Source organism: Campylobacter sp. RM12640, assembly GCF_020137595.1.
GTDB lineage: Bacteria > Campylobacterota > Campylobacteria > Campylobacterales > Campylobacteraceae > Campylobacter_E.
The window spans coordinates 65,290-86,332 of sequence record NZ_JACGAU010000003.1 but is presented as its reverse complement, the minus strand read 5'-3'; the positions used below and the strand labels follow the sequence as shown (position 1 = coordinate 86,332).

The following is a 21,043-nucleotide window of genomic DNA, read 5'->3' as shown; positions in this document are numbered from 1 at the left end:
AGATTTTTTGAAATACATTATTTATTTTATAGCTGTTTGTGGAATTTTAGGCTGTGTTGTTTTAGGATATTTTTTAAATGTTGTTGAAAATAAAGATATTGATTATAAGGAATTTGATTTAGACCTTACAACTCAATTTTATGATAGAAATGGCACTTTACTTGCAAATGTTTTTAACGAAAATAGAGCTTATGCTAGATTTGAAGAAATTCCACCAAGACTAATTGAAGCATTAATTGCTATTGAAGATACGAGTTTTTTTGAACATGAAGGAATTAATATTGACGCTATTTTTAGAGCAATTATTAAAGATATTCAAAAAGGTCGCTTAGCAGAAGGTGCTTCAACTCTTACTCAACAACTTGTGAAAAATCATTATTTAACAAATGAAAAAAGCATTAAAAGAAAAATAAATGAAGCAATAATTAGTTATGAAATTGAAAAAAATCTAACAAAAGAACAAATATTAGAAAGATATTTAAACTTTATATTTTTAGGGCATGGATATTATGGGATTAAAACAGCTGCTGCTGGGTATTTTCATAAGGAATTAAACGAACTTAGCCTTAAAGAAATGGCTATGTTAGTTGGCTTACCAAAAGCTCCTAGCACATATGATCCTACAAAAAGAATTGATTTATCGCTTTCAAGAGCTAATGCGGTTTTAAAAAGAATGTATGATTTAGGCTGGATTAGTGAAGCTGAGTATAAACAAAATGTAGCTTTAAAGCCAATTGTTTATGATGAGAGTTTAACTCAAAATAAAGCTCCTTATGTAATAGATGAAGCTATTAGACAATTACAAGCTATGGGAATTGAAGACATTAAAACAGGTGGTTATAGAGTTGAACTTAGTGTTGATTTGAATACTCAAAAAATAGCTGAAGAAGCTATTAAGTTTGGATATGATGAACTTATCAAAAGAGATAAAGATATAGATTTAAACCAAATCAATGGAGCTATGATAGTTACAGAGCCTAGTAGCGGGGATATTTTAGCTTTAGTTGGTGGGGTTGATTATTATAAAAGTAATTTTAATCGTGCTACTATGAGTAATCGTCAAGTGGGTTCAAGCTTTAAGCCATTTGTATACCTTACAGCTTTAAATCTTGGCTATTCACCTGCTAGCGAGATTGCTGATATTGCAAGAGTATTTGAAACTCGTGATGCACAGGGTAAGAAAATGATTTGGAAGCCTAAAAATTATGGAAAAGATTTTAATGGTTTAATCACTCTTAAAGAAGCACTTACAAAAAGTAGAAACCTAGCTACAATTAACTTATTACTTGATACTAGCCTTAGTTTTGTTCATCAAACAATTACTAAATTCGGTTTTACAAATGTTCCACAAGATTTATCAATAGGATTAGGTTCTTTTGGGGTTAGTCCTTATAATTACGCTGAACTTTATAGCATTATTTCAAATTATGGAACAAAACAACCTATTAGATTGATTACAAAAGTTACTGATAAATTTGGTAATGAAATTGAGTTAAAAACCAAAGAAGCAGAAGAATTTGTAAAACCTGAACAAGCTTATTTAATGATTGATATGATGAAAAATGTTGTCGCAGCCGGAACTGGTGGTGCAGCAAGAATTGCAGGACTTGAAGTAGCTGGAAAAACAGGGACATCAAATAAAAGTATAGATGCTTGGTTTGTAGGTTTTACGCCTAGTATTCAAGTAATAACTTGGTATGGTAATGATAATAATAAGCCTATGAAATATTATGAAGGTGGTGCTAGAACGGCTGCTCCTGTATTTAGATATTTTATGCAAAAATATTTAGCAGAAAATCCAAATATTAAGAGAACTTTTGATATACCAAAAGGCGTTTATAAAAGAGTGATTGATGGTAAAACTTGGTATTATACAGATAAATCACCTTTACCAAAAGCAAGTAGAAATGATATATTAAAACAACAAGAAGAAGATGGATTGATGTTTTAAGGAGATTAAATGAATATTTATAATAAACATATAAGAAGTTGCTTAAAAAGAAAGCATGAATTTTTATCATTATTTGAACCAAAGCCAAAGGATATAAATCCTTGGGCTTTTATAAGAGCATATAATGAAATAGAAACTATTAATATTACCTTAAATACAATAGTTGGGGGGGGGTATTACAAGAGGAATTCTAGGCTATCACTTAGATGAATTTGGTAAAGACGATGGAACTAGTGAAGTAATTAAACAATTTTGCAAAAATAATCCAAATTTTACTCCTTTAGAGTATCCTTATAAAGTAATTCCTGCAGGGAAAGAAAAATATAAACAAAAAATATCAAAAGAATTTAGACTTGATACTTATTATAATTTTGTGCTTAATAAAATTCCATTAAATGATTGGTTGATTAAAATTGATTGTGATCATATTTATAATGAGATTGCATTAAGTAAAGCCTTGTTACAGCCAAAAAACATTATTGATAGTATTTATTTGCCTGCTCTTAATATGCATTATAGCGATGGTAAATTATATTTTTTAAAGAATTTTTATAAAGTAGGAGATGATCATTGGGTATTAAACAAAGGTAAATATACTCATTTTTATATGGATTATAATCAAGGTTATGAGTCTTTGTATTCTTTAAATAAATGGAAAAAAGCAGAAAATATAATAAGTCTTCATTTTCCGTTAATGAAAAAATCTCGTATTCATTTAGCAACTAAAGATAATTTAATTCCTTATGATGAATTTGATTTTTCACAATTAAAAATGACAGAGATTGATAAAGAATTTATTTTAAACAAAGAAAAAATTTTAAGTTATTTTAATTTCTAAGTATTTTAAATTCTAATTCAATTTAAAATCTAGGATTAATTATATATTACTATCAAATATATAGCTATATTTTATAAAGTTGAAATATTAAATTATTCACTTATTTTAAACTTTTATAATTTTTAAGAAAATATATCAAAATAGTAGCAAAACTAGGGATTAAAAATGCAAAATTTAAAAAAGTTAAAAAACTAATATAATCAATTCCGTATCCATATTTTATAAATTTTATATCAGGCGGGAATATAAATGCTATAAAAATTAAAAAGCAAATAGTTATAAGCCTAAAAATTAAAGATTTTTTATTTAATTTTATATTAAGATTTGTAGAATTTATATTAAAAATCATAATAATAACATATAAAATAAATATTAATATTATATAAAATACCCCAAAAAATACAAGTAAAACAAATAAAGGTATCAAAAATAAACCAGCACAAAATAACCAAGATTTACAAGAATTTGCCTTATAAATAAGACTTAAAAATAATATGCTAAAAAATGGTAGTATCAATATATCTATAAAATATGCTTGAAAAGTAAAAATACTTTTAATTACTCCAATTTTAAACATTAAAAAATCAAAAAACATATAAGAGCTTAATATTAAAAGTAAAATGCCCCAAAATTTAAAAAAATCTGTTGTGCTTAAACTTGCATTATAATTTAATAAAAATATATTTAAAAGAGTTTTTAAAAATATATTTTTAAACATTTTTATCCTTTAGATTTGATATTTGTTATTAAATTGGTATATAAAATATGTGTTAATATGATATTAATTTACAAAATATCTTTAATAATTGAGCTAATTTCTATAAAGCCATCAACTTCTCTTAAAAACAAATACTCATTTGAAGGTTGTTTTAGTGCTAAATAATTTTTACCTAAAATTTCATTGCAATATAAATAACTAGCAAAACTCCCACTCCCACAAGCGCTCTCATAAAATAAAGTCTTAATATCTCTTACCCAGACAATAGGCTCAAGGCAATCACCTTGTAAATACATAAAACCACTTGCTTTTTTGTCTAAAAAATCATTATTTTTTAAATATGAATATGCAAATTCTTTTAAATTAATTTTAGATAAATCTAATTTTTTCGTATAAATAATATGAAAAATATCTCCTAAATCTACATAATATATATCATCATCAAGCTTATTTAATTTATATTCATTTTTAAATCTTAAATAATAAAAATTATCATCTTTATATAGTTTTTGAATATTATTATCTTTTATAAAATCACTGCTACTAATACCGCATAAATAATCTTTATCATTTAGTTTAATTGTTGTAGTTTTTAAATTATTAGTATCTAAAAAATACTTTCCCGCACATCTTAAAGCATTAAAACAAATCTCTCCACCTGCCATTTTTAATTCATAATCTTGCACAAAGCCAACTTGTTCAACATCTTTATGCTTAGATAAAATCTCATTATTTATACTTTTAAAATCTAAGTTATTAATGCCAATAACCAAAGCTGTAGTATTTCCCGCTGGATAATATAAATTATATTTATACATTTTTTACTCCTTTAATTTTCTTTATCTTAAACAAGCTTAGTTAAAATGGCGTAAGAGTATGGTGGATAATCGCTTTTAATTAAGAGGAAAGTCCGGGCTGCAATAAGATGAGGTTCCATCTAACAGATGGCTAGAGCAATCTAAGGGAAAGTGTAACAGAAAATAAACTTCCTAATTTTAGGTAAAGGTGAAACGGCGGGGTAAGAGCCCACCAGTGATTATGCGAGTAAAAGCAATTCAGCTTATAAACCCAACCTGCAGCAAGAAGGGGTGGTTTTTATCTTATATTTTAAACCCTTCGCTAGAGTGCTATTGTGAAATAGTAAGTAGATAAATGATTATCCAAGACAAAACCCGGCTTATAGCCATACTCTTTTAAGGATTAGGATGCAAATTAGAGTTTATTATGAAGATACTGATTGTATGGGGATTGTCTATCATACAAATTATTTAAAATATTGTGAAAGAGCTAGGAGCGAATGGTTTTTCGCTAATGAAGGAAAAGATTTATTAAAAGAAAATCCTTTTGCATTAAGAGAAATTAAGGCTATTTATAAAGCACCTGCTAAATTAGGAGATATTTTAGAAGTTAAAAATATTCTTGTAGGATTTGATAAATATTGTTTAGAATTAAAGCAAATAATTTATAAAGATGATAAAGCTATTTTTGAAGCTTTTATAAAATTAGTTCATATAAAAGATGGCAAACTATCTCCAATTAGTGAAGAATTAAAAAAATATTTGAGTAAATAATTTATATAAATTCTTTAAAATTTTCGTGATTAGCTAATATTAGTCTTTTATCATTTAAAGCTAGGAGTTTTTTACTAAAGCCGTTTTTACTAAAAAGTATAAAATAATCAGGCTCAAAACCCAAATATCTAGCCTTTTGAATGAGTTTTGAATACGAGCTAATACACATTTTTTTGCCATTAAATTTCACTTCACCCAATAAAGATATTTCGTAATTATCATAAAAAATATCACATTCATAATCTTTGCCCCAAATACTCTTAATGCCTTTTATATTAAATCTCTTCTCGCACCACTCACAAGCGATTTGCTCGTAAATAAACGACTGATATTCATAAAATTTTTCATTAATTAATTTTAAGGCTAATTCTTTATCTTTTAAAATGATTTTCTCCATTGCTTTTAAAAAATAAAAATAAAATCTAGTGTAATTAGAATTAAAAATAACTTTATTTTGTGGATAAAATCTCTTAAAACTCAATAAATCATTATTTAATTCAAGTCTTAAAAAACCACGATTAATCAAGGAATGAAAGCTCTTTCTAGCTTTAAATCTTGAGCCGTATTTGTTGATAGAAAACTCCAAGCGAGATTTTCTAGCGTAGTGAATTAGTGCCTTGCATTCGCTTTCATTTATTTCAAATTCGTAAGGATTATATGTATTTACTAGCTCGTGTATATAATAATTAATATCATTTAAACTAGGTTTAAAACTCTTATCTCCAAACACAGAATAAAAGTCTAACGCTTCGTCTAAATAAAAATGCGGATATCTTTTAATAAAGTCTAAAAATTCTATAACTACCCCTTAATTTTTTTGTGCTAATTTTACTTTAATTATTTTTACAAAGGGCAAAAATGCAAATTAGTGAGCTAAAAAGCGACATAATTTTAGATGAAAATACAAAATATTTTGATTACACAGCAAGTGCTTTAGCACTAAAATCAATTGAATTAAAAATGCAAAATATTTTAAAAACATACGCCAACACTCATTCAGATAGTGCAAAAAATTCAAAAATAACAAGTAAATACTATAAAGACGCAAAAAGCTATATCAAAAAAAGCTTAGGATTAAATTCTAATTATAGCTTGATTGCTTGTGGGAGTGGCTCAACTGCGGCTATTAAAAAATTTCAAGAATTATTAGGAATATATGTTCCACCGCTTATTAAACAGCGTTATTTTAATGATATTGCTAAAAATACTTTGCCTTTAGTAATTGTTAGTGCGATTGAACACCATTCAAATGAGCTTAGTTTTAAAGAAGGTTTATGCGAGTGCATTAGACTAAATCATAGGGATTTTAACAGCGATTTATACGAGCTTGAAAGAATTTGTAAAAAGAACGCTAATAGAAAAATAATAATGAGTTTTAATGCCGTTAGCAATATCACAGGAGTTAGGGCAAACCTTGCAAAAATCAGCGAAATTGCGAAAAAATATAAAGCGATTTTAGCAATTGATGCAAGTTCAGCTATACCTTATGAAAATATTGAAATTCCGTTTGATGCTTTATTTTTTTCAGGACATAAAATGTTAGGTGGAGTTGGCACGAGTGGATTTTTAGCTATTAAAAATGAGTTTATTGGCAAAATTCCTACATTTGCAGCTGGTGGGACGGTTGGCTATGTTAGTAGGAGTAATTATGAGTTTTTAGACGATGCTGAAAGCCTTGAAGAGGGTGGAACTCCTGCGATTTTACAAGTTATTAAAAGTGAATTAGCTTTTAGGATTAGAGATGAAATAGGGCTTGGGGTGATTAAAGAAAAGGAAAATATCTTAAAAGAATATTTTTTAAACGCTATTAAAAAAGTGCAATTTAAATACAAAATCACACTATACGCTGCAAATATTAAGGATAGATTGCCTACATTTTCACTAAATTCTACAGGCGTTAGTCCTTATGATTTGGCTAGGGTTTTAAGTGATGATTATGGGATAGAAACTCGTGCTGGGTGTGCTTGTGCTGGTCCTTATGCGCATGATTTATTAAATTATGTGGATAATCAAAATTTCAATGCTAAGCCTGGATTTTTAAGAATAAGTTTGCATTATACTCATGAATTAAGCGATATTGATTATTTGATTAACGCACTTTGCAAAAGCATAGAAAAGCTAAATAAGAATTTAAAATAAGGAATATTTATTAGCAAAGTAATTATGAATTTAAAAGGACTTGGTGCTTTAAGTATTTTTTAATATGCAATTAATTTCAAAATTAAATGCTTTAAAAAAGTTAAAAAATGATGAGATTTTACATATAAAAAATAGATTGAATTATTACAATAAAATTAATGATTTTTTTGAGCTAAAAAAGATAGAAAATGTAGAGCATTCTAAATTAGGCGAAAACTTATTAAAAAACACTTCATATTCTTTTGATTTTTACAAGGTTAGCAAATATTTTCATAAAGATTTAAAGATAAATAAATTCTTTTATGATTGTTCTAGCGAGTTTTTAAATACCATAACAAAATCAAGACCAATTGATAGTAAAAATGTGATTTTAAAGCTTGATAGCAGAAGACATTTTTGTTTTTTAAATGATAAAAATGATTTTAAAGATAAAGTGGATTTGGCTGTTTTTAGGGGTGCTTGTGTTCAACAAAATAGAATAGATTTTATTAATAAATTTAAAGATTGTAAAAGACTAAATCTAGGTAATGTAAATAAGAAAAATAGGTCAGGTTATTTAAGCAAGGAAGAGCAGCTTAAATATAAATTTATAATCTCTCTTGAAGGCTGGGATGTTGCTACAAATCTTAAATGGATAATGAGTTCAAATTCTATCGCAATTACTCCAAGATTAAAATATGAAACTTGGTTTATGGAAGGAAAATTAATTCCTAATGAGCATTTTTTATTAATTCAAGATGATTTTAGCGATATTTTAGATGTAATGGATAATGCTTTAACTAATGATAAATTAGTAAAAAATATTATTAAAAATCAAAATGAATATATACAACAATTTTTAAATCCTAATATAGAAGAGTTGCTTGGTATTTTGGTTTTAGCGAAGTATTTTTATTATTCAAATCAAATTAAATTAGATAATTTTGTAATTGAATTATTTGATGGAATTTAAAATATATAAATTTTATTTTAAACTCTATTAATATTTAATATGAATTAAAGTAAAAATAATTTAATATTTATTAAATATTTTTAAAGGAGAGATTATGAGAAAGATTGTATTTTTAGGTGCTGGGTATGCAAATTTAAGTCTAATTAAAAAGATAAAAAAGAAAAATCTAAGAAAAGCAGAATTTATACTAATAAACAATAATTCTTATCATTATAAAACGACAGAACTACACAAAATTGCAGCAAGAGAAAGCGAAAAAGACATAGTGATAAATCTAAAAAGCATACTGCCTAAAGATATAACCTTAATTTGTGATAATGTAAAAAGTATTGAAAATGGCAAGGTTATTTGTGAGAATGCAAATTATGATTATGATGAGCTTTATGTTGGGCTTGGTGCGAGTGTAAATACCTTTGGCATTGATGGACTTGATGAATGCTTAAATATTATAAATTATAAAAACGCTTTAAAAACTGCTGAAACACTTTATAAAAATCTTGAGCTTTATGAGAATAAAAATGTAATTATTTGTGGTGCGGGGCTTAGCGGAGTAGAGCTTTGTGGCTCAATTGCTACAACTTGCAAAAATCTAGGAATTAGCATTAATTTATATTTGGTTGAAGCAATGGATGAGATTTTGCCTGTTTATACTAAAGATTTAGCTAAAAAAGCTAGAAATTATTTAGAAAATCTAGGCGTAAAAGTTCTAAGCTCTCATAAAATAATCAAAAAAGTTGACGATAAATTATTCTTAAACGATGAAAATAATTATATAAAAGCAAAAACTATAATTTTTACAGCTGGAGTTAAGGGTAGTGAAGTAATTGCAAATAGTGGCTTTAATCACAAAAATAATAGAGTTTTAGTGAATGAGTATTTAATGGCACCTAATTTTGATAATTGCTATGTTTTAGGAGATTTAGCGATTGTTTCAAATTACGCACCTACTGCACAAATTGCTTGTAAGCAAGGAAAATACCTAGCAAAAAGACTAAATGCAAGACTTGAAGGAATTGAGTTTAACGAACCTTTTAAATACAATGATAAAGGTAGCATTTGTTCGGTTGGAAAAGACTATGCAATAGGCATTATTTTAGGTAAAACTTATAGTGGCTTTATGGCAAAAAGTCTTAAAAAATTAACCGAAATAGAATGGAGTGAAACTCTAAAGTAAAACATTAAAACAATTTTAAGAATTTGAAATTCTCATTTCAAATTCTTAAATCTCAAAATCTCTTTTATACTATTTATTACATAATTTATCTCATCATTATTAATTACATAAGGTGGCATAAAATAAATCGTATTGCCAAGTGGTCTTAAAAGTAACCCATATTCAAGTGCTTTTAGATACACTTCAAGCCCAAATCTAGGATTAAAATGCTCTATATCAAATGCAAACACCATTCCTTGATGCCTAACATTTCGCACACTCTTAAATTCAGCAAAACCTTGCCAAAGTGAGTTTATATACTCGCTTTTGATTTTATTTTGATTTATAACATTATCTTTAGTAAATATATCCAAAGTTGCATTCGCAGCAGCACAAGCAAGTGCATTTCCTGTATAGCTATGTGAATGCAAAAACGCCTTGTATTCGCTATATGGAGCATAAAATTCATTATAAATTTCATCATTTGTAATTACTACACTAATTGGCAAATACCCACCGCTAAGCCCTTTGCTAAGGCATAAAAAATCAGGCACAATTTCACACTGCTCTAAAGCAAACATAGTCCCGCTTCTTCCAAATCCAACGGCAATTTCATCAAAAATTATATCAATATCATAAGATTTTGCTAACCAACAAGCCTTTTTGATAAACTTAGCTGAATACATATTCATTGAACCTGCACACTGAATTAAAGGCTCAAGGATAAAGGCATTTATGTTTTTATGCTCTTTTTCAAGCAATTTCTCAAGCTCTTTTAATTCATTTTCATAATCTAGTCCACTTGGTGCAGGAGTGTTTAAGCATTCAAGCAAAAGTGGTTTATAAGTCTTTTTATAAAGCTCAACATCGCTTACGCTTAGTGCAGCTATCGTTTCTCCGTGGTAAGAATTACTAAGTGATAAAAATTTGTTTTTTAATTTTCCTTGCAAAAGATTTTTATGAAAACTCATCTTAAGTGCTACTTCAACAGCACTTGAGCCATTATCAGCATAAAAGCATTTATTAAGCTTAGTCGGTAGTAAATCAGTAAGTCTTTTTGATAATCTTATAATGCTTTCGTGAGAAAATCCAGCCATTATGATATGCTCTAGGGTGTTTAATTGCTCGTAAATTTTGCTATTTATATAATCATTGCTATGTCCGAAAAGATTTACCCACCAAGAGCTAACGCAATCAATATATGATTTATCATTAAAATCATATAAATACACACCTTTTGCCCTTTTTATAGGGATTAATGGCACAAATTCGTGCTCTTTCATTTGTGTGCAAGGGTGCCAAATATGTGCTAAATCAAGTTTTACTAATTCTTCTTGCATTTATAACTCCTTTATAAATTTTAATTAAAATTATTATAAAGGATAAAAATGCAAAACTTATTAAATGAATTAAAAAAAGAAAATAATTTTAGAGAACTAAAAAGATTTAAAAATGATGGTAAATTTGTGATTTTTAATGATAAAAGACTGCTTAATTTTGCTAGTAATGATTATTTAGGAATTGCAAGTAGCGGTGAGCTTGAACGAGAGTTTTTAAAAAATCATTTTGCACTTAGCTCAAGTGCTAGTAGAAGTCTTGGTGGCGGTGGAGATGAATACTTTTTGTTTGAAGAATACTTATCGTCTTTATATAAAAATGAAGCGCTTTTATTTAGCAGTGGGTTTTTGCTAAATTATAGTTGTTTAAGTGCTTTAGCTACTTTAAAAAATACGCTTTTTTTAGCTGATAAAAAAGTTCATGCAAGTATTATTGATGGCATAAAGTATTCTAATTTTAAACGCTTTAAACACAATGATATAAATGATTTAGAAAAATTATTGCAAACGAATTTAAATTATGAAAAAATTATAATAATTTGCGAGAGTTTATATAGTATGGATGCAGATTTTGCACCACTTGATAAGCTTTTAGAGCTTAAGAAAAAATATAAAAACATTATGCTTTATGTTGATGAAGCACATAGTATTGGCTCACTAGGTATTAATGGGCTTGGACTTGGACACTTAAAAGACATTGATTTTTTAGTTCTTACATTTGGCAAAAGCATTGCTAGTATGGGTGCTGCGATGATTTGCTCAAAAGAAGCAAAAGATTTTTTTATAAACAAGGCTAGGGGGTTAATTTATTCAACCGCTTTACCGCCTATTAATGTAGCTTATTCGCATTTTGTGTTTTCAAAATTAGCTAATTTTGATAAATTAAGAGAGCATTTACAAAATCTTAGCTCATATTTAAACGAGTTGCTAAAAGATAAAATAAAGGGCGTTAGTTATATAAAAATGATAGTTTTAGGAGATAATGAAAAAGCTAATTTTTACTCGGCAAAACTTATGCAAAAAGGCTTTTATGCTCCAAGTATAAAAACTCCAACCGTAGCTATTAAAGATACAGGAATAAGACTATCAATAAATGCTAGTATGGATTTTAGCGATTTAGATAATTTTGCTAAGGCTTTTTATGAAATTTGAGTTTTTACATAAAAATAATTCTAGTGATTTGGTGCTATTTTTTGGTGGTTTTGGCTTTTTACCGAGTGCTTATAATTTAGCTTCTAAAAATGATGTTTTAATGGTTTATGATTATTTGGAATTTGATTTAGGATTTTTAGAGATTTGTAAAACTTATAAAAACATTAAACTAATCGCTTTTTCAATGGGTGTTATGGTATCTTGTAAGTGTGATTTAAGTTCGCTTAATATCGTGCAAAAAATAGCGATAAATGGCACTATAAAAGGTATTGATGATGAGTTTGGAATTAGCGAAAAGCTTTTTAAAATTACGGCTAAAAGATTTGATAAAGAAAGCTTTTTAAATAATTGTGGCGGGATAAATAAGGCATTTAATCAAAATCCTAAAGATGAGCTTTTAAGTATTATAGAAATTTCTAAAAAGCCTTGTATTTGGCAAGATTATGATTTGGCATACTCATCAAATGATGATAAAATTTTCCCACAAAATGCACTTTTAAAAAGCTTTAAAAATATTAATAAAATCAATGCTTCTCATTTTTGCTTTGATGAGTTTTTAAGCTGGGATGAAATATGAAAAGTTTTTTAAGAGCAAAAGATACTTATTTTAAAAATGCTATCGTGCAAAATGATATGAGAGAAGTTTTGCTTAGCGAAATAAATGGGCGTTTTGATAGGGTGCTTGAGCTTGGCTCAAATAGGGGTGAGTTTAGCAAAATGGTAGCTAAAAAGATAGAATTTAGTGAGTTTTATTGCGTGGATATTAATGATTTTAGCTGTGATTATGGCAAGGAATTTATTTTCGTAAAGCACGATTTAAGAGATTTTGAAAACTCATTTTTAGCTAAAATGGATTTTGATTTAGTTATCTCAAATGCGTGTTTTCAGTGGCTTGATTTAGCAAAATTAATAAATGAAATTTCTAAATCAAATTCTAAGCTAATTTTTAGCACTTTTGGAGTGAATAATCTTTGGCAAATTAATGAGCATTTTGGCGTAGGGCTTGAGTATTTAAATATTAATGAAATAGAGCGGATTTTAAAGCCGTATTATAAAAATATAAAGATTTTTGAGAAAGATTATGAGCTAAATTTTAGCTCAAGTATTGAGCTTTTTAGGCATTTAAAACTTAGTGGAGTAAATGCCTTTAGCGGGGTATTTTTAGGTAAAAATGATTTAAAAATCTTTAATGATAAATATCACAATACCTTAAACTACCACGCCATTTTCGTTAGTGCTAATAATTTATCTTAATGAACTATAGATGTATTCTATAAGTTCATCACCATCGTAACTACTAATATTTTTGCTAAATTCTTTACTTTCTTTAGAATTTTCTAATATATTTTTAATAATTTCTTTTTGATAATTTTCTTCTGCTCTATTTGGGGTTAAGGCTCTATGACAAGCAGGGCAAAGTTTTACTAGATTATCAAGTTCATCTGTGTTTCCTTTTGCAAATGGTATTACGTGGTGTATCTCTAGATAATATATTCCCGCTCTAGTTTTAAAAGTTCTATCATTTATATCATACACACCCTTGCAACCTACACATTCATCATCTAAGTAATTTCTTGCAATAGTTATTATATTTTGTTTTCTTTTTGTGGTGGCTTTTTCTAATACTTCTTTGTCAAATTCCAATCTTTTTCTAAGCTCATTTATATCAATACCTTTTTTGCCTAAAATAAACCTACCATAAAAATCAAATCTTTCCAACATTTTATTAGTATCTTTTTTGCTTGTTTTGGCAAATGGCTTAATCTTATTTTTATTATTTTCTAAAATTTCATATTTATATGGATTTAGTTTTTTTAATTCATCTTTTGCTGTATTATAAAAATAATTTAAATTAACCCTAAATTGAGTAGAACGCATAGCAATTCCATTTACAAACTCAGGTTGTAAATCTCTAAAATTTAGATTTATATAGTCAAAATTGATATTTAAAATTAATTTATAATATTTAATAAAATAATTGTTTGTAAGAATATTTTTGTTTATATCTACAGCATAATAATTACCACTAAAATCAGCACTACCATTTAATCCAAAAATAGCGATTAAAAATATTTTTTCAATTTCATCTTCTGATAATTCATTGCTAAATAAATAATTTTGAATATTTTTATAAAGCTTGTTATAAATATCATCAAGACTTAATTTCAAATCATTTTCTATTTCTATTTCATGTTTAACCTTGCCTGTTATCTTAAAATCAAGTTTTGAAAAACTAATTAAACCATGATTAGTAAGCTGTGAATGTGTAGACAAATTAAATTGGGTAAATTTGCTTTTATTATATGATGATCTTATATGAAAATATTGTAAATTATTAATGTTTTCTTTATCTTCAACTCTTATATTAAAAAATGCAAAAAGCTGTGAATATAAAAATTCTTTAGTGTTATTTCTTTTTAAAAGCTCACTTAATTTCATAATATCTCCTAAATATTGTTTATTTTTAATAATAATTATATATTATTTGAGGTAAATTTTTTATTTCCTCAAAGGTTGTATATGCATAAGGTATTAGATTTATTTTGTGGTGCCGGTGGGTTTTCTAATGGTTTAGAGCTTAGTGGATACTATCAAACTTTACTAGCAATTGATTTTAATGAAGATGCTTTAAAAACATTTTCACATAATCATAAAAACGCAAAGTGTATAAAAGCGGATTTGGTTGATAATATAGCTAAAGAAAATATAATCAAACTTGCAAAAGAATTAAAAATCAATACAATCATAGGTGGTCCACCTTGCCAAGGATTTTCTTCTAAAGGTAAAAACTTAGGTCTTAATGATGAGAGAAATTTTTTGTTTAAAGAATTTATAAATATTGTAAGCGGTGTAAATCCAGAACTTTTTATAATAGAAAATGTGAAAAATTTAATCACTTGCGAAAACAATTACTTTATAAATGAGATAACTCAAGCTTTTAGTAAATTAGGTTATATGATAAGTTATTCCGTGTTAAACGCAAAAGATTTTGGAGTTCCACAAAATAGAGAAAGGGCGATAATTATAGGTTCAAAAAATATGCTTTTTGATTTTTCTAAAATGAATGAGCTACATAAAGAAGAAGTGAATGTAAGAGATGCTATAAGTGATTTGGCTTATTTAAATTCAGGTGAAGGTTATGATAAAATAAAATATAAAAATGAAAGTCAAAGTAAATATCAGCAAGATTTAAGAGGGGAATTTTTATATAACCATAAAGCTACAAAACATTTAGATATTGCTATTAAAAAACTAAAAATGATAAAACCAGAATGTGGAAAAGAATGCTTGCCGCAAGAGTTTATTGGAAAACAACAGTTTAAAACTACTTGGGGGAGATTAAAATGGGATGAGATATCACCTACGATAGATACTAGGTTTGATACTCCTAGTAATGGTAGAAATTCCCATCCTTTTTTACATCGTGCAATTACTCCACGAGAAGCTGCTAGAATTCAAAGTTTTTCTGATGATTTTGTGTTTTTAGGAAGTAAAACTGAAATTTGTAAGCAGATTGGTAATGCTGTCCCACCGTTATTAGCAAAGGCTATAGGAACAGCTATTTACAAACAAAATAACACTCAAGCGATTAGTATAGACAGTGCAGTTTTAATAAATGATGATTGTGAAAAAGTAGTTAGTTATTTTTATAAAAACAATATTGTGTTTGATGCTATCATCACAGACCCACCATACAATATCTCAAAAGAAAACAATTTTAGCACTATGAAATCCAGCAAAAGACAAGGCGTTGATTTTGGAGAATGGGATAAGAATTTTGACTATTTATCGTGGATTAGAAAATACGCCCCATTGGTGAAAAAAGACGGCTCTATTATAATTTTTTGTTCATATTTGCATATAAGTTTTATTATAAAAGAATTAGAAGAAAATGGCTTTATCACAAAAGATATTCTAAGATGGATTAAATCAAACCCTATGCCAAGAAACATAAACCGTCGTTATGTTCAAGATTGTGAATTAGCTATTTGGGCTGTTAGAAAAGATGCTAAATGGACATTTAATAATAATTCTAAAGCATATTTAAGAGCCGAATTTAATACTAGTGTAGTAAGCGGTAAAGAAAAAACTTCCCATCCAACCCAAAAAAGTCTCAAATTAATGGAGGAAATTATAAAAATTCATACAAATGAAAACGATATTGTTTTAGATCCGTTTATGGGGAGCGGGACAACAGGTATTGCTTGCAAAAATCTTAAAAGAAAATTTTACGGTGTAGAAATTTCTAAAGAGTATTTTGAGATTTGTAAAATAAGATTTTCTAACTAGATATGTTAAAATATCTAGTTAGAAACTAACAATTCCTAGCTACTTCATAGCCACTTTTTAAGATTAGTTCTACATTCTTTATATTTTCTTCGCCTTTTTTGTGGTTAGATAATCTTCTAACACGATTTCAAATATAGCTTTACTAACCTTTGATTTAGATATTTTGTTAATTTTATTATAATGGTATTATTTAAAATATATAAATATTTATTTTAAGTTGAGCTTTTTAGGCATTTAAAACTTAGTGGAGTAAATGCCTTTAGCGGGGTATTTTTAGGTAAAAATGATTTAAAAATCTTTAATGATAAATATCACAATACCTTAAACTACCACGCCATTTTCGTTAGTGCTAGTAAATGATTTACTCAAGTTCTAAATTCATTTAGTTTTGAGTTTAATTTTTCTGTAATGTTGCTAAGATGATTTGCTGCTCCTGCTATTTCTTCTACGCTTCTTGCGTTTTCGTGAGTTATTTTATTGATATTATTAACTCCTGATAATATATCATCCATAACCTTGCTAGTGATTATATAATCATCTACGGTTTGATTTGAAATTCCTATTACATTATTCATAGCTTCATTCATATCGTTCATAGTTTTTTGAGTATTATCAGCTAATTTTGTCAGTTCCCCAATGCTTTTTGCATTTAGGCTCATTTGACCACTTGCATCTTCTATACCTTGCGTTATAACACTTATTGTTGCGTTTATTTCTACTAATGAATGCTGGGTTCTTTCTGCTAATTTTCTTACTTCATCAGCTACTACGGCAAACCCACGCCCATGCTCTCCTGCTCTTGCTGCTTCAATTGCAGCATTAAGTGCAAGTAGATTGGTTTGGTCTGCTACATCATTTATCATTTCTAAAATAGATTTAACATTATCAGCATCTTGACTAAGTCTTACTATCTTATCTGATACTTCAGCTTCTAAATTCGCACTTTGCATAATTTTTGTATTTAATTCTGAAATAGATTTATTTACATCATTTATATATTTTAGAGCATTTACTAATTGATTTTTACCATCTTCTGCAGCTTTAACTCCGATTGCTAGAGTAGAGTTTGCGCTATCTCCTTTATTAGCTACATCTCTTACTATCACAGAGCTTTGCTCAACACTTTGACCTGTATTTAAAGAACTTTGAGAAAGTTCATTTGCTACACTAGCATTTTCGCTACTTATATTTTTAGCATCTACGATTAATAATCTAACTTTTTCTATAAAATCATTAATAGCTTTACTTGTTGCTGCTATTTCATCTTTACCATTTATAGGAAGTTTTTGAGTTAAATCTCCATCTCCACTACTTAATTCAGTAGCTCTACTTGTAAGATAATTAAGTGGTTTAGAGATTTGAAATAATACAAAAAATATCAATATCGCAAGTATTATTATCCCAATAATCACTGCGTATGTTATGAATTTAATTCCAAATTCATTTATGTGAGAGTTCATATCGTCGTTGATTTTTTGTATTTCTTTCATTCCTTCATCTAAATCCACGGTGCAAGCATAGATAATTCCCATACCTATATCTTTTTGAGCGTATATTAATACATTTCTTTCTTTATTAATCATAGAATCAAAAAACTTAGTTTTAACATATCCACCATCTGGGTTTGCTGATGATTTGATTAAATCTTGAATAAAGTATTTTCCATAAATATCTTTGTCATTTATATGATTTTTACCAATTCTTGCTTGAACATAATGAACTAGGTAGGTTCCATCTTCATCCATTGCGAAAAAATTCACTAATTTATTATGTAAATCCATATTGCTTAAGTATTTTATGGTGTTATTGTATGATACTTCTTTACTAATGCCTTTACTTTTTAAATCTAAATATAACTGGTCTGTCATATGATTTACACTATATACAACGCTTTGAGCAGTTTTTAAAGCATCGTCTAAGACTAATTTTTCAATAGATACATCAGTATCATCGCTAATTGATTTCATCGCACTATTTGATAAATAAATCATACTAGAGCATAAAATCACTAAAGACACAGCAATTATAATTGCTAATTTTTGAGATATTTTCATTCTCATTCTCCTATTGATAATAATTTCTAAATTAAGCTCCGTATATTAGCATAAAATTTACTTTTTATTCTTAAGCATTTAAATATCTATATAGCAATGCTTTAATATGTGTCAATGGGGGGGGGGTATCTTAAGTTGTAACAAATAAAATAAATATTAATTTAATAGTATTTTGAATTTTTTTAAAAAAATATAAAAATTTTTATATAAATTATTTATGGAATTTGGATTTAAAATTCAAATTCCATAAAATTTTTTAGCAACTCTTAGCTACTTCATAGCCACTTTTTAAGATGAGTTCTACATCTTTATGTTTTTCTTCGCCTTTTGTAGTTAGATAATCTCCTAGCACGATAGCGTTTATCCCTGCTTCAAACATAGCTTTGCTAGCTTTTGATTTATAGTGGTTTTTAAGTAAAAATGATTTAAAAATCTTTAATGATAAATATCGCAATACCTTAAACTACCACGCCATTTTCGTTAGTGTTAGTAATTGTTTATCTACTTAAAATATGTAAATATTCTATAGTATTATTTTGTTTTTGCACTCTATTGCTATCTGCTTTAAACCTTTGATAATCCTTGCTTATATAAGAATATTCCCCGTATTTAGAAAAGATATTTTTAATATCATCAAAACTCAATAAACCTTCATCGTTATAGCTTAAAAAAATATATTTAAAATTAGCATTTTTAATAAGCTCTTCTAATTCATCATAAACTTTAGCTTTTTTACACCAATTTGAGCGAATATAATCTCTTAGCCCAGTTTTACCTTTTGGAATAAATTCATCATATTTTGCAATGGTATTTAGTAGATGATAATTAGCTCCATATTCACGAGAATTATAAGGTGGGTCAAGGTATAAAATATCTCCTTTTATTGTCTTTATAAGTTCATTTGCATTTTTATTAAATACTAAATTGTTTTGATTTGTGGGTAAAAAATCAGCTTTTTCTATAACTAAATCCTTTAAGGCACTTTTTTTAATTTTTTTTAAAAATGCACCATAAACTGATGCTGTATTTGCTAATTTATCAGCACTTTCAAGCAAAGATGTTAGTAAAAAATAATATTCTTGATTATTAATATATGAGTTTTTAAGCCATTTTTCTATTGTTATTCTAGCAGTGTCAATTTTAGTAGCATTTTCGTTTGTGAAATATTGTCTATTTGCAAATTCTGAATAATTATCATAAATAAACCCTTTTAACGAAGTTTTTGAAATTACTTGGTTTAGCTCCTTGATAAGTAAATCTGCTCTATTTTTATCAAAGTTATTTCCAATGTAATTTTTAGCTAATACAAAGCTATAGAACTCAATATCATTTGAAATGACTTGTTTTACATATGGCTTAAAAGTTCTTGCTACAATGCTTGTCCCACTAAATAAATCACAAAAAATGCAATTCTTTAAATCCGTTTTGATGGTGTTTTTAACTTCATCAAAAATAAAGCTTGATAATTTTAATTTTGAACCTATGTAATTCACGCGAAAATTATCTCATTATTTTTAAAATTAAATTTAATATGCTTCAGAGGATAACATGTATAACCATTATATTGATTAAAATCTTGTTCATATTGTAAAAATAATTGATCGTTTTGAATGTTATAATTTGTATCTCTATACAAAATAACTGGTAAAATTTTACATGTTTTATTTACTCTTAAATAATAGCAATTTAACCAATCTACATATCTTTGCATTTGTATAAGTATGCTGTGATTTACAGCATGGGATTTTAGCTCGATAGGAATTACTATCCTTTCATTATTTACGATAACAGAGATCATTATATCTATTCTTTGCATACCAACGCCGCACCCAACTTCATTTCCAAGCCATTCTAATTCGTATGAGCATTGAAATATTTTCTCCAAAACAATATCTATATTTTGTAGTATATAAGCTTGTAAATGGGTTTCAAACTGTTTGTCGTTTAAATATTTGTTATACATTCTAGGATATATATTGATTAACTCTTGTTTTCCTGTATATTGATAACTAGTATTAGAACAAATTATACTTTGTGTCTTGCAATCAAAACTATATCCAGTCGTGTTGTTTAAAAACCAATTCTGATTTTTTTGTTTAATTAAGTTAATTAAATAATCACTTTCATATAAAGTGATCATCGTATTACCACGATTTCCCTTAAGCTTTCTATAAATTAAGCTCCATATCATTTCATCAGGTCTTTTCAATTGAGTAATATAATCTAGCGCCTCCCACTCTGTTACTCCTAATGGATGCACACAATATGGTTTTATTAAACACCTTAACATAAGCGATTTACCTAGTTCACTTGATAAATATTGATTAGATCCGCCATTATCTAAAAATACTTGACTTGCAACTTGAAATACACCATAAAATTTACCTTCTCCTGTATTTTGTGATTGCTGAAGATAGAAAATCACCAAATCGCCTTCCTTTATTCTACAAAAATCAGCGATCATAGATATTACACTATTTTCTGTAGAATGATGCAGATAGGTACTTGAGTTATTATTAAAATCAATAGTTGATAAATTACCCCCAGTTCCTATAAAAAGAAATTCTAAGTGATATTTAAGTGTTCTCTCGTTAACAATCAATACATGTGTTGTCATTTTAATTTCCTATGTGTTGTAACTCTTTCACATTTACTACAAAACATAGATATTCCATTCTTATACCGTCTTACCATATTTTGATCACTATTGCAAAATTTAACTCCTTGTTCTGCCAAATCTCTTACAATAGCAGCGGATTGACTCGATATATGATTTAAATCACATATAACACAGTGCCACTGTTTATCGTCTAAAACATTAATAATATCTTGCTTTTTACTCATATATCTCTCCTAATTATTTATTTAACGGTTATTGTATAATACAT

The 21,043-nt window shown here is 27.3% G+C and carries 20 protein-coding genes, 1 other RNA gene and 2 pseudogenes; 13 read left to right on the top strand and 10 right to left on the bottom strand.

Annotated elements, in window-relative coordinates; translation table 11 throughout:
* Positions 1–7: 7 nt before the first annotated feature.
* From AVBRAN12640_RS01835 to AVBRAN12640_RS01825, 3 genes are read left to right on the top strand one after another with little or no spacing between them, the layout of a single operon-like run.
* Positions 8–1,951 carry a transglycosylase domain-containing protein gene (locus tag AVBRAN12640_RS01835; RefSeq protein WP_442862254.1) on the top strand — a complete coding sequence of 648 codons (1,944 nt, stop codon included), beginning with the start codon at positions 8–10 and terminating at the stop codon, positions 1,949–1,951.
* Between the two features lie 9 nt (positions 1,952–1,960).
* Positions 1,961–2,161 (top strand): hypothetical protein, encoded by a 201-nt coding sequence (locus AVBRAN12640_RS01830; RefSeq protein ID WP_214119818.1) that lies wholly within the window; start codon positions 1,961–1,963, stop codon positions 2,159–2,161.
* Positions 2,115–2,789: a hypothetical protein gene (locus AVBRAN12640_RS01825; RefSeq protein WP_336608816.1), complete on the top strand. Its 675-nt coding sequence runs from the start codon at positions 2,115–2,117 to the stop codon at positions 2,787–2,789. The genes AVBRAN12640_RS01830 and AVBRAN12640_RS01825 overlap by 47 nt, the downstream gene beginning before the upstream one ends.
* A gap of 100 nt (positions 2,790–2,889) precedes the next feature.
* Here AVBRAN12640_RS01825 and AVBRAN12640_RS01820 read toward each other — a convergent pair whose 3' ends face one another.
* Together AVBRAN12640_RS01820 and AVBRAN12640_RS01815 are read right to left on the bottom strand one after the other, a co-directional pair.
* Positions 2,890–3,507, bottom strand: coding sequence for a hypothetical protein (locus AVBRAN12640_RS01820; RefSeq protein ID WP_336608815.1), 618 nt, complete (start codon positions 3,505–3,507; stop codon positions 2,890–2,892).
* 68 nt (positions 3,508–3,575) lie between these two features.
* Positions 3,576–4,325, bottom strand: coding sequence for a hypothetical protein (locus AVBRAN12640_RS01815; RefSeq protein WP_336608814.1), 750 nt, complete (start codon positions 4,323–4,325; stop codon positions 3,576–3,578).
* Between the two features lie 53 nt (positions 4,326–4,378).
* Here AVBRAN12640_RS01815 and rnpB point away from each other — a divergent pair.
* Both rnpB and AVBRAN12640_RS01805 read left to right on the top strand, forming a co-directional pair.
* An RNA gene (gene rnpB / locus AVBRAN12640_RS01810) (RNase P RNA component class A) lies at positions 4,379–4,703 on the top strand.
* A gap of 9 nt (positions 4,704–4,712) precedes the next feature.
* Positions 4,713–5,078, top strand: a complete 366-nt coding sequence (locus AVBRAN12640_RS01805) for a YbgC/FadM family acyl-CoA thioesterase (RefSeq protein WP_214150438.1) — start codon at positions 4,713–4,715, stop codon at positions 5,076–5,078.
* Between the two features lies 1 nt (position 5,079).
* Here AVBRAN12640_RS01805 and AVBRAN12640_RS01800 read toward each other — a convergent pair whose 3' ends face one another.
* Positions 5,080–5,808: an ATP-binding protein gene (locus tag AVBRAN12640_RS01800; protein ID WP_336608813.1), complete on the bottom strand. Its 729-nt coding sequence runs from the start codon at positions 5,806–5,808 to the stop codon at positions 5,080–5,082.
* A gap of 128 nt (positions 5,809–5,936) precedes the next feature.
* Between AVBRAN12640_RS01800 and AVBRAN12640_RS01795 the strand changes: the two genes are divergently transcribed.
* The 3 genes from AVBRAN12640_RS01795 to AVBRAN12640_RS01785 all read left to right on the top strand — a co-directional run bounded on the left by AVBRAN12640_RS01795 (position 5,937) and on the right by AVBRAN12640_RS01785 (position 9,343).
* Complete coding sequence (locus AVBRAN12640_RS01795) at positions 5,937–7,217, top strand: aminotransferase class V-fold PLP-dependent enzyme (RefSeq protein WP_336608812.1); 1,281 nt, start codon at positions 5,937–5,939, stop codon at positions 7,215–7,217.
* Between the two features lie 64 nt (positions 7,218–7,281).
* Positions 7,282–8,169: a glycosyl transferase family 90 gene (locus AVBRAN12640_RS01790; protein ID WP_336608811.1), complete on the top strand. Its 888-nt coding sequence runs from the start codon at positions 7,282–7,284 to the stop codon at positions 8,167–8,169.
* Between the two features lie 94 nt (positions 8,170–8,263).
* Entirely contained in the window at positions 8,264–9,343 is a 1,080-nt protein-coding gene (locus AVBRAN12640_RS01785; protein ID WP_336608810.1) for an NAD(P)/FAD-dependent oxidoreductase, read from the top strand.
* A 32-nt stretch (positions 9,344–9,375) separates the two neighbouring features.
* Here the strand turns inward: AVBRAN12640_RS01785 and AVBRAN12640_RS01780 are convergent, their stop codons facing one another.
* The gene (locus AVBRAN12640_RS01780) at positions 9,376–10,662 is read right to left on the bottom strand and encodes an adenosylmethionine--8-amino-7-oxononanoate transaminase (protein ID WP_336608809.1); all 1,287 of its coding nucleotides are present in this window, start codon (positions 10,660–10,662) and stop codon (positions 9,376–9,378) included.
* Positions 10,663–10,710: 48 nt separating this feature from the next.
* On the opposite strand from AVBRAN12640_RS01780, the gene AVBRAN12640_RS01775 reads away from it, so the two are divergent.
* The 3 genes from AVBRAN12640_RS01775 to AVBRAN12640_RS01765 are packed head-to-tail and all read left to right on the top strand — an operon-like array spanning position 10,711 to position 13,065.
* A complete protein-coding gene (locus AVBRAN12640_RS01775) occupies positions 10,711–11,811 on the top strand; it encodes an aminotransferase class I/II-fold pyridoxal phosphate-dependent enzyme (protein ID WP_336608808.1) in 1,101 nt (366 codons plus the stop codon).
* Positions 11,801–12,388 carry a pimeloyl-ACP methyl esterase BioG family protein gene (locus AVBRAN12640_RS01770; protein WP_336608807.1) on the top strand — a complete coding sequence of 196 codons (588 nt, stop codon included), beginning with the start codon at positions 11,801–11,803 and terminating at the stop codon, positions 12,386–12,388. The genes AVBRAN12640_RS01775 and AVBRAN12640_RS01770 overlap by 11 nt, the downstream gene beginning before the upstream one ends.
* The gene (locus AVBRAN12640_RS01765) at positions 12,385–13,065 is read left to right on the top strand and encodes a methyltransferase domain-containing protein (RefSeq protein ID WP_336612947.1); all 681 of its coding nucleotides are present in this window, start codon (positions 12,385–12,387) and stop codon (positions 13,063–13,065) included. The genes AVBRAN12640_RS01770 and AVBRAN12640_RS01765 overlap by 4 nt, the downstream gene beginning before the upstream one ends.
* Here the strand turns inward: AVBRAN12640_RS01765 and AVBRAN12640_RS01760 are convergent.
* On the bottom strand, positions 13,057–14,250 hold the full coding sequence (locus AVBRAN12640_RS01760; protein WP_336609152.1) for an HNH endonuclease: 1,194 nt from the start codon (positions 14,248–14,250) through the stop codon (positions 13,057–13,059). The genes AVBRAN12640_RS01765 and AVBRAN12640_RS01760 overlap by 9 nt on opposite strands.
* 81 nt (positions 14,251–14,331) lie before the next feature.
* Here AVBRAN12640_RS01760 and AVBRAN12640_RS01755 point away from each other — a divergent pair.
* Both AVBRAN12640_RS01755 and AVBRAN12640_RS01750 read left to right on the top strand, forming a co-directional pair.
* Positions 14,332–15,381: pseudogene (locus AVBRAN12640_RS01755) on the top strand (DNA cytosine methyltransferase); the annotation flags it as partial.
* Between the two features lie 42 nt (positions 15,382–15,423).
* Positions 15,424–16,101, top strand: a complete 678-nt coding sequence (locus tag AVBRAN12640_RS01750; RefSeq protein ID WP_336609153.1) for a DNA-methyltransferase — start codon at positions 15,424–15,426, stop codon at positions 16,099–16,101.
* A 365-nt stretch (positions 16,102–16,466) separates the two neighbouring features.
* Here AVBRAN12640_RS01750 and AVBRAN12640_RS10000 read toward each other — a convergent pair whose 3' ends face one another.
* From AVBRAN12640_RS10000 to AVBRAN12640_RS01730, 5 genes and pseudogenes are all read right to left on the bottom strand, one after another.
* Positions 16,467–17,207 carry a methyl-accepting chemotaxis protein gene (locus AVBRAN12640_RS10000; protein ID WP_442862223.1) on the bottom strand — a complete coding sequence of 247 codons (741 nt, stop codon included), beginning with the start codon at positions 17,205–17,207 and terminating at the stop codon, positions 16,467–16,469.
* 117 nt (positions 17,208–17,324) lie between these two features.
* Positions 17,325–18,068: pseudogene (locus AVBRAN12640_RS09995) on the bottom strand (cache domain-containing protein); the annotation flags it as partial.
* A gap of 343 nt (positions 18,069–18,411) precedes the next feature.
* A complete protein-coding gene (locus AVBRAN12640_RS01740; RefSeq protein ID WP_336608598.1) occupies positions 18,412–18,609 on the bottom strand; it encodes a hypothetical protein in 198 nt (65 codons plus the stop codon).
* Between the two features lie 43 nt (positions 18,610–18,652).
* Entirely contained in the window at positions 18,653–19,648 is a 996-nt protein-coding gene (locus tag AVBRAN12640_RS01735) for a DNA adenine methylase (protein WP_336608597.1), read from the bottom strand.
* Positions 19,645–20,772 (bottom strand): DUF91 domain-containing protein, encoded by a 1,128-nt coding sequence (locus AVBRAN12640_RS01730; protein ID WP_336608596.1) that lies wholly within the window; start codon positions 20,770–20,772, stop codon positions 19,645–19,647. Before AVBRAN12640_RS01730 ends, AVBRAN12640_RS01735 begins: the two co-directional genes overlap by 4 nt.
* Positions 20,773–21,043 lie beyond the last annotated feature (271 nt).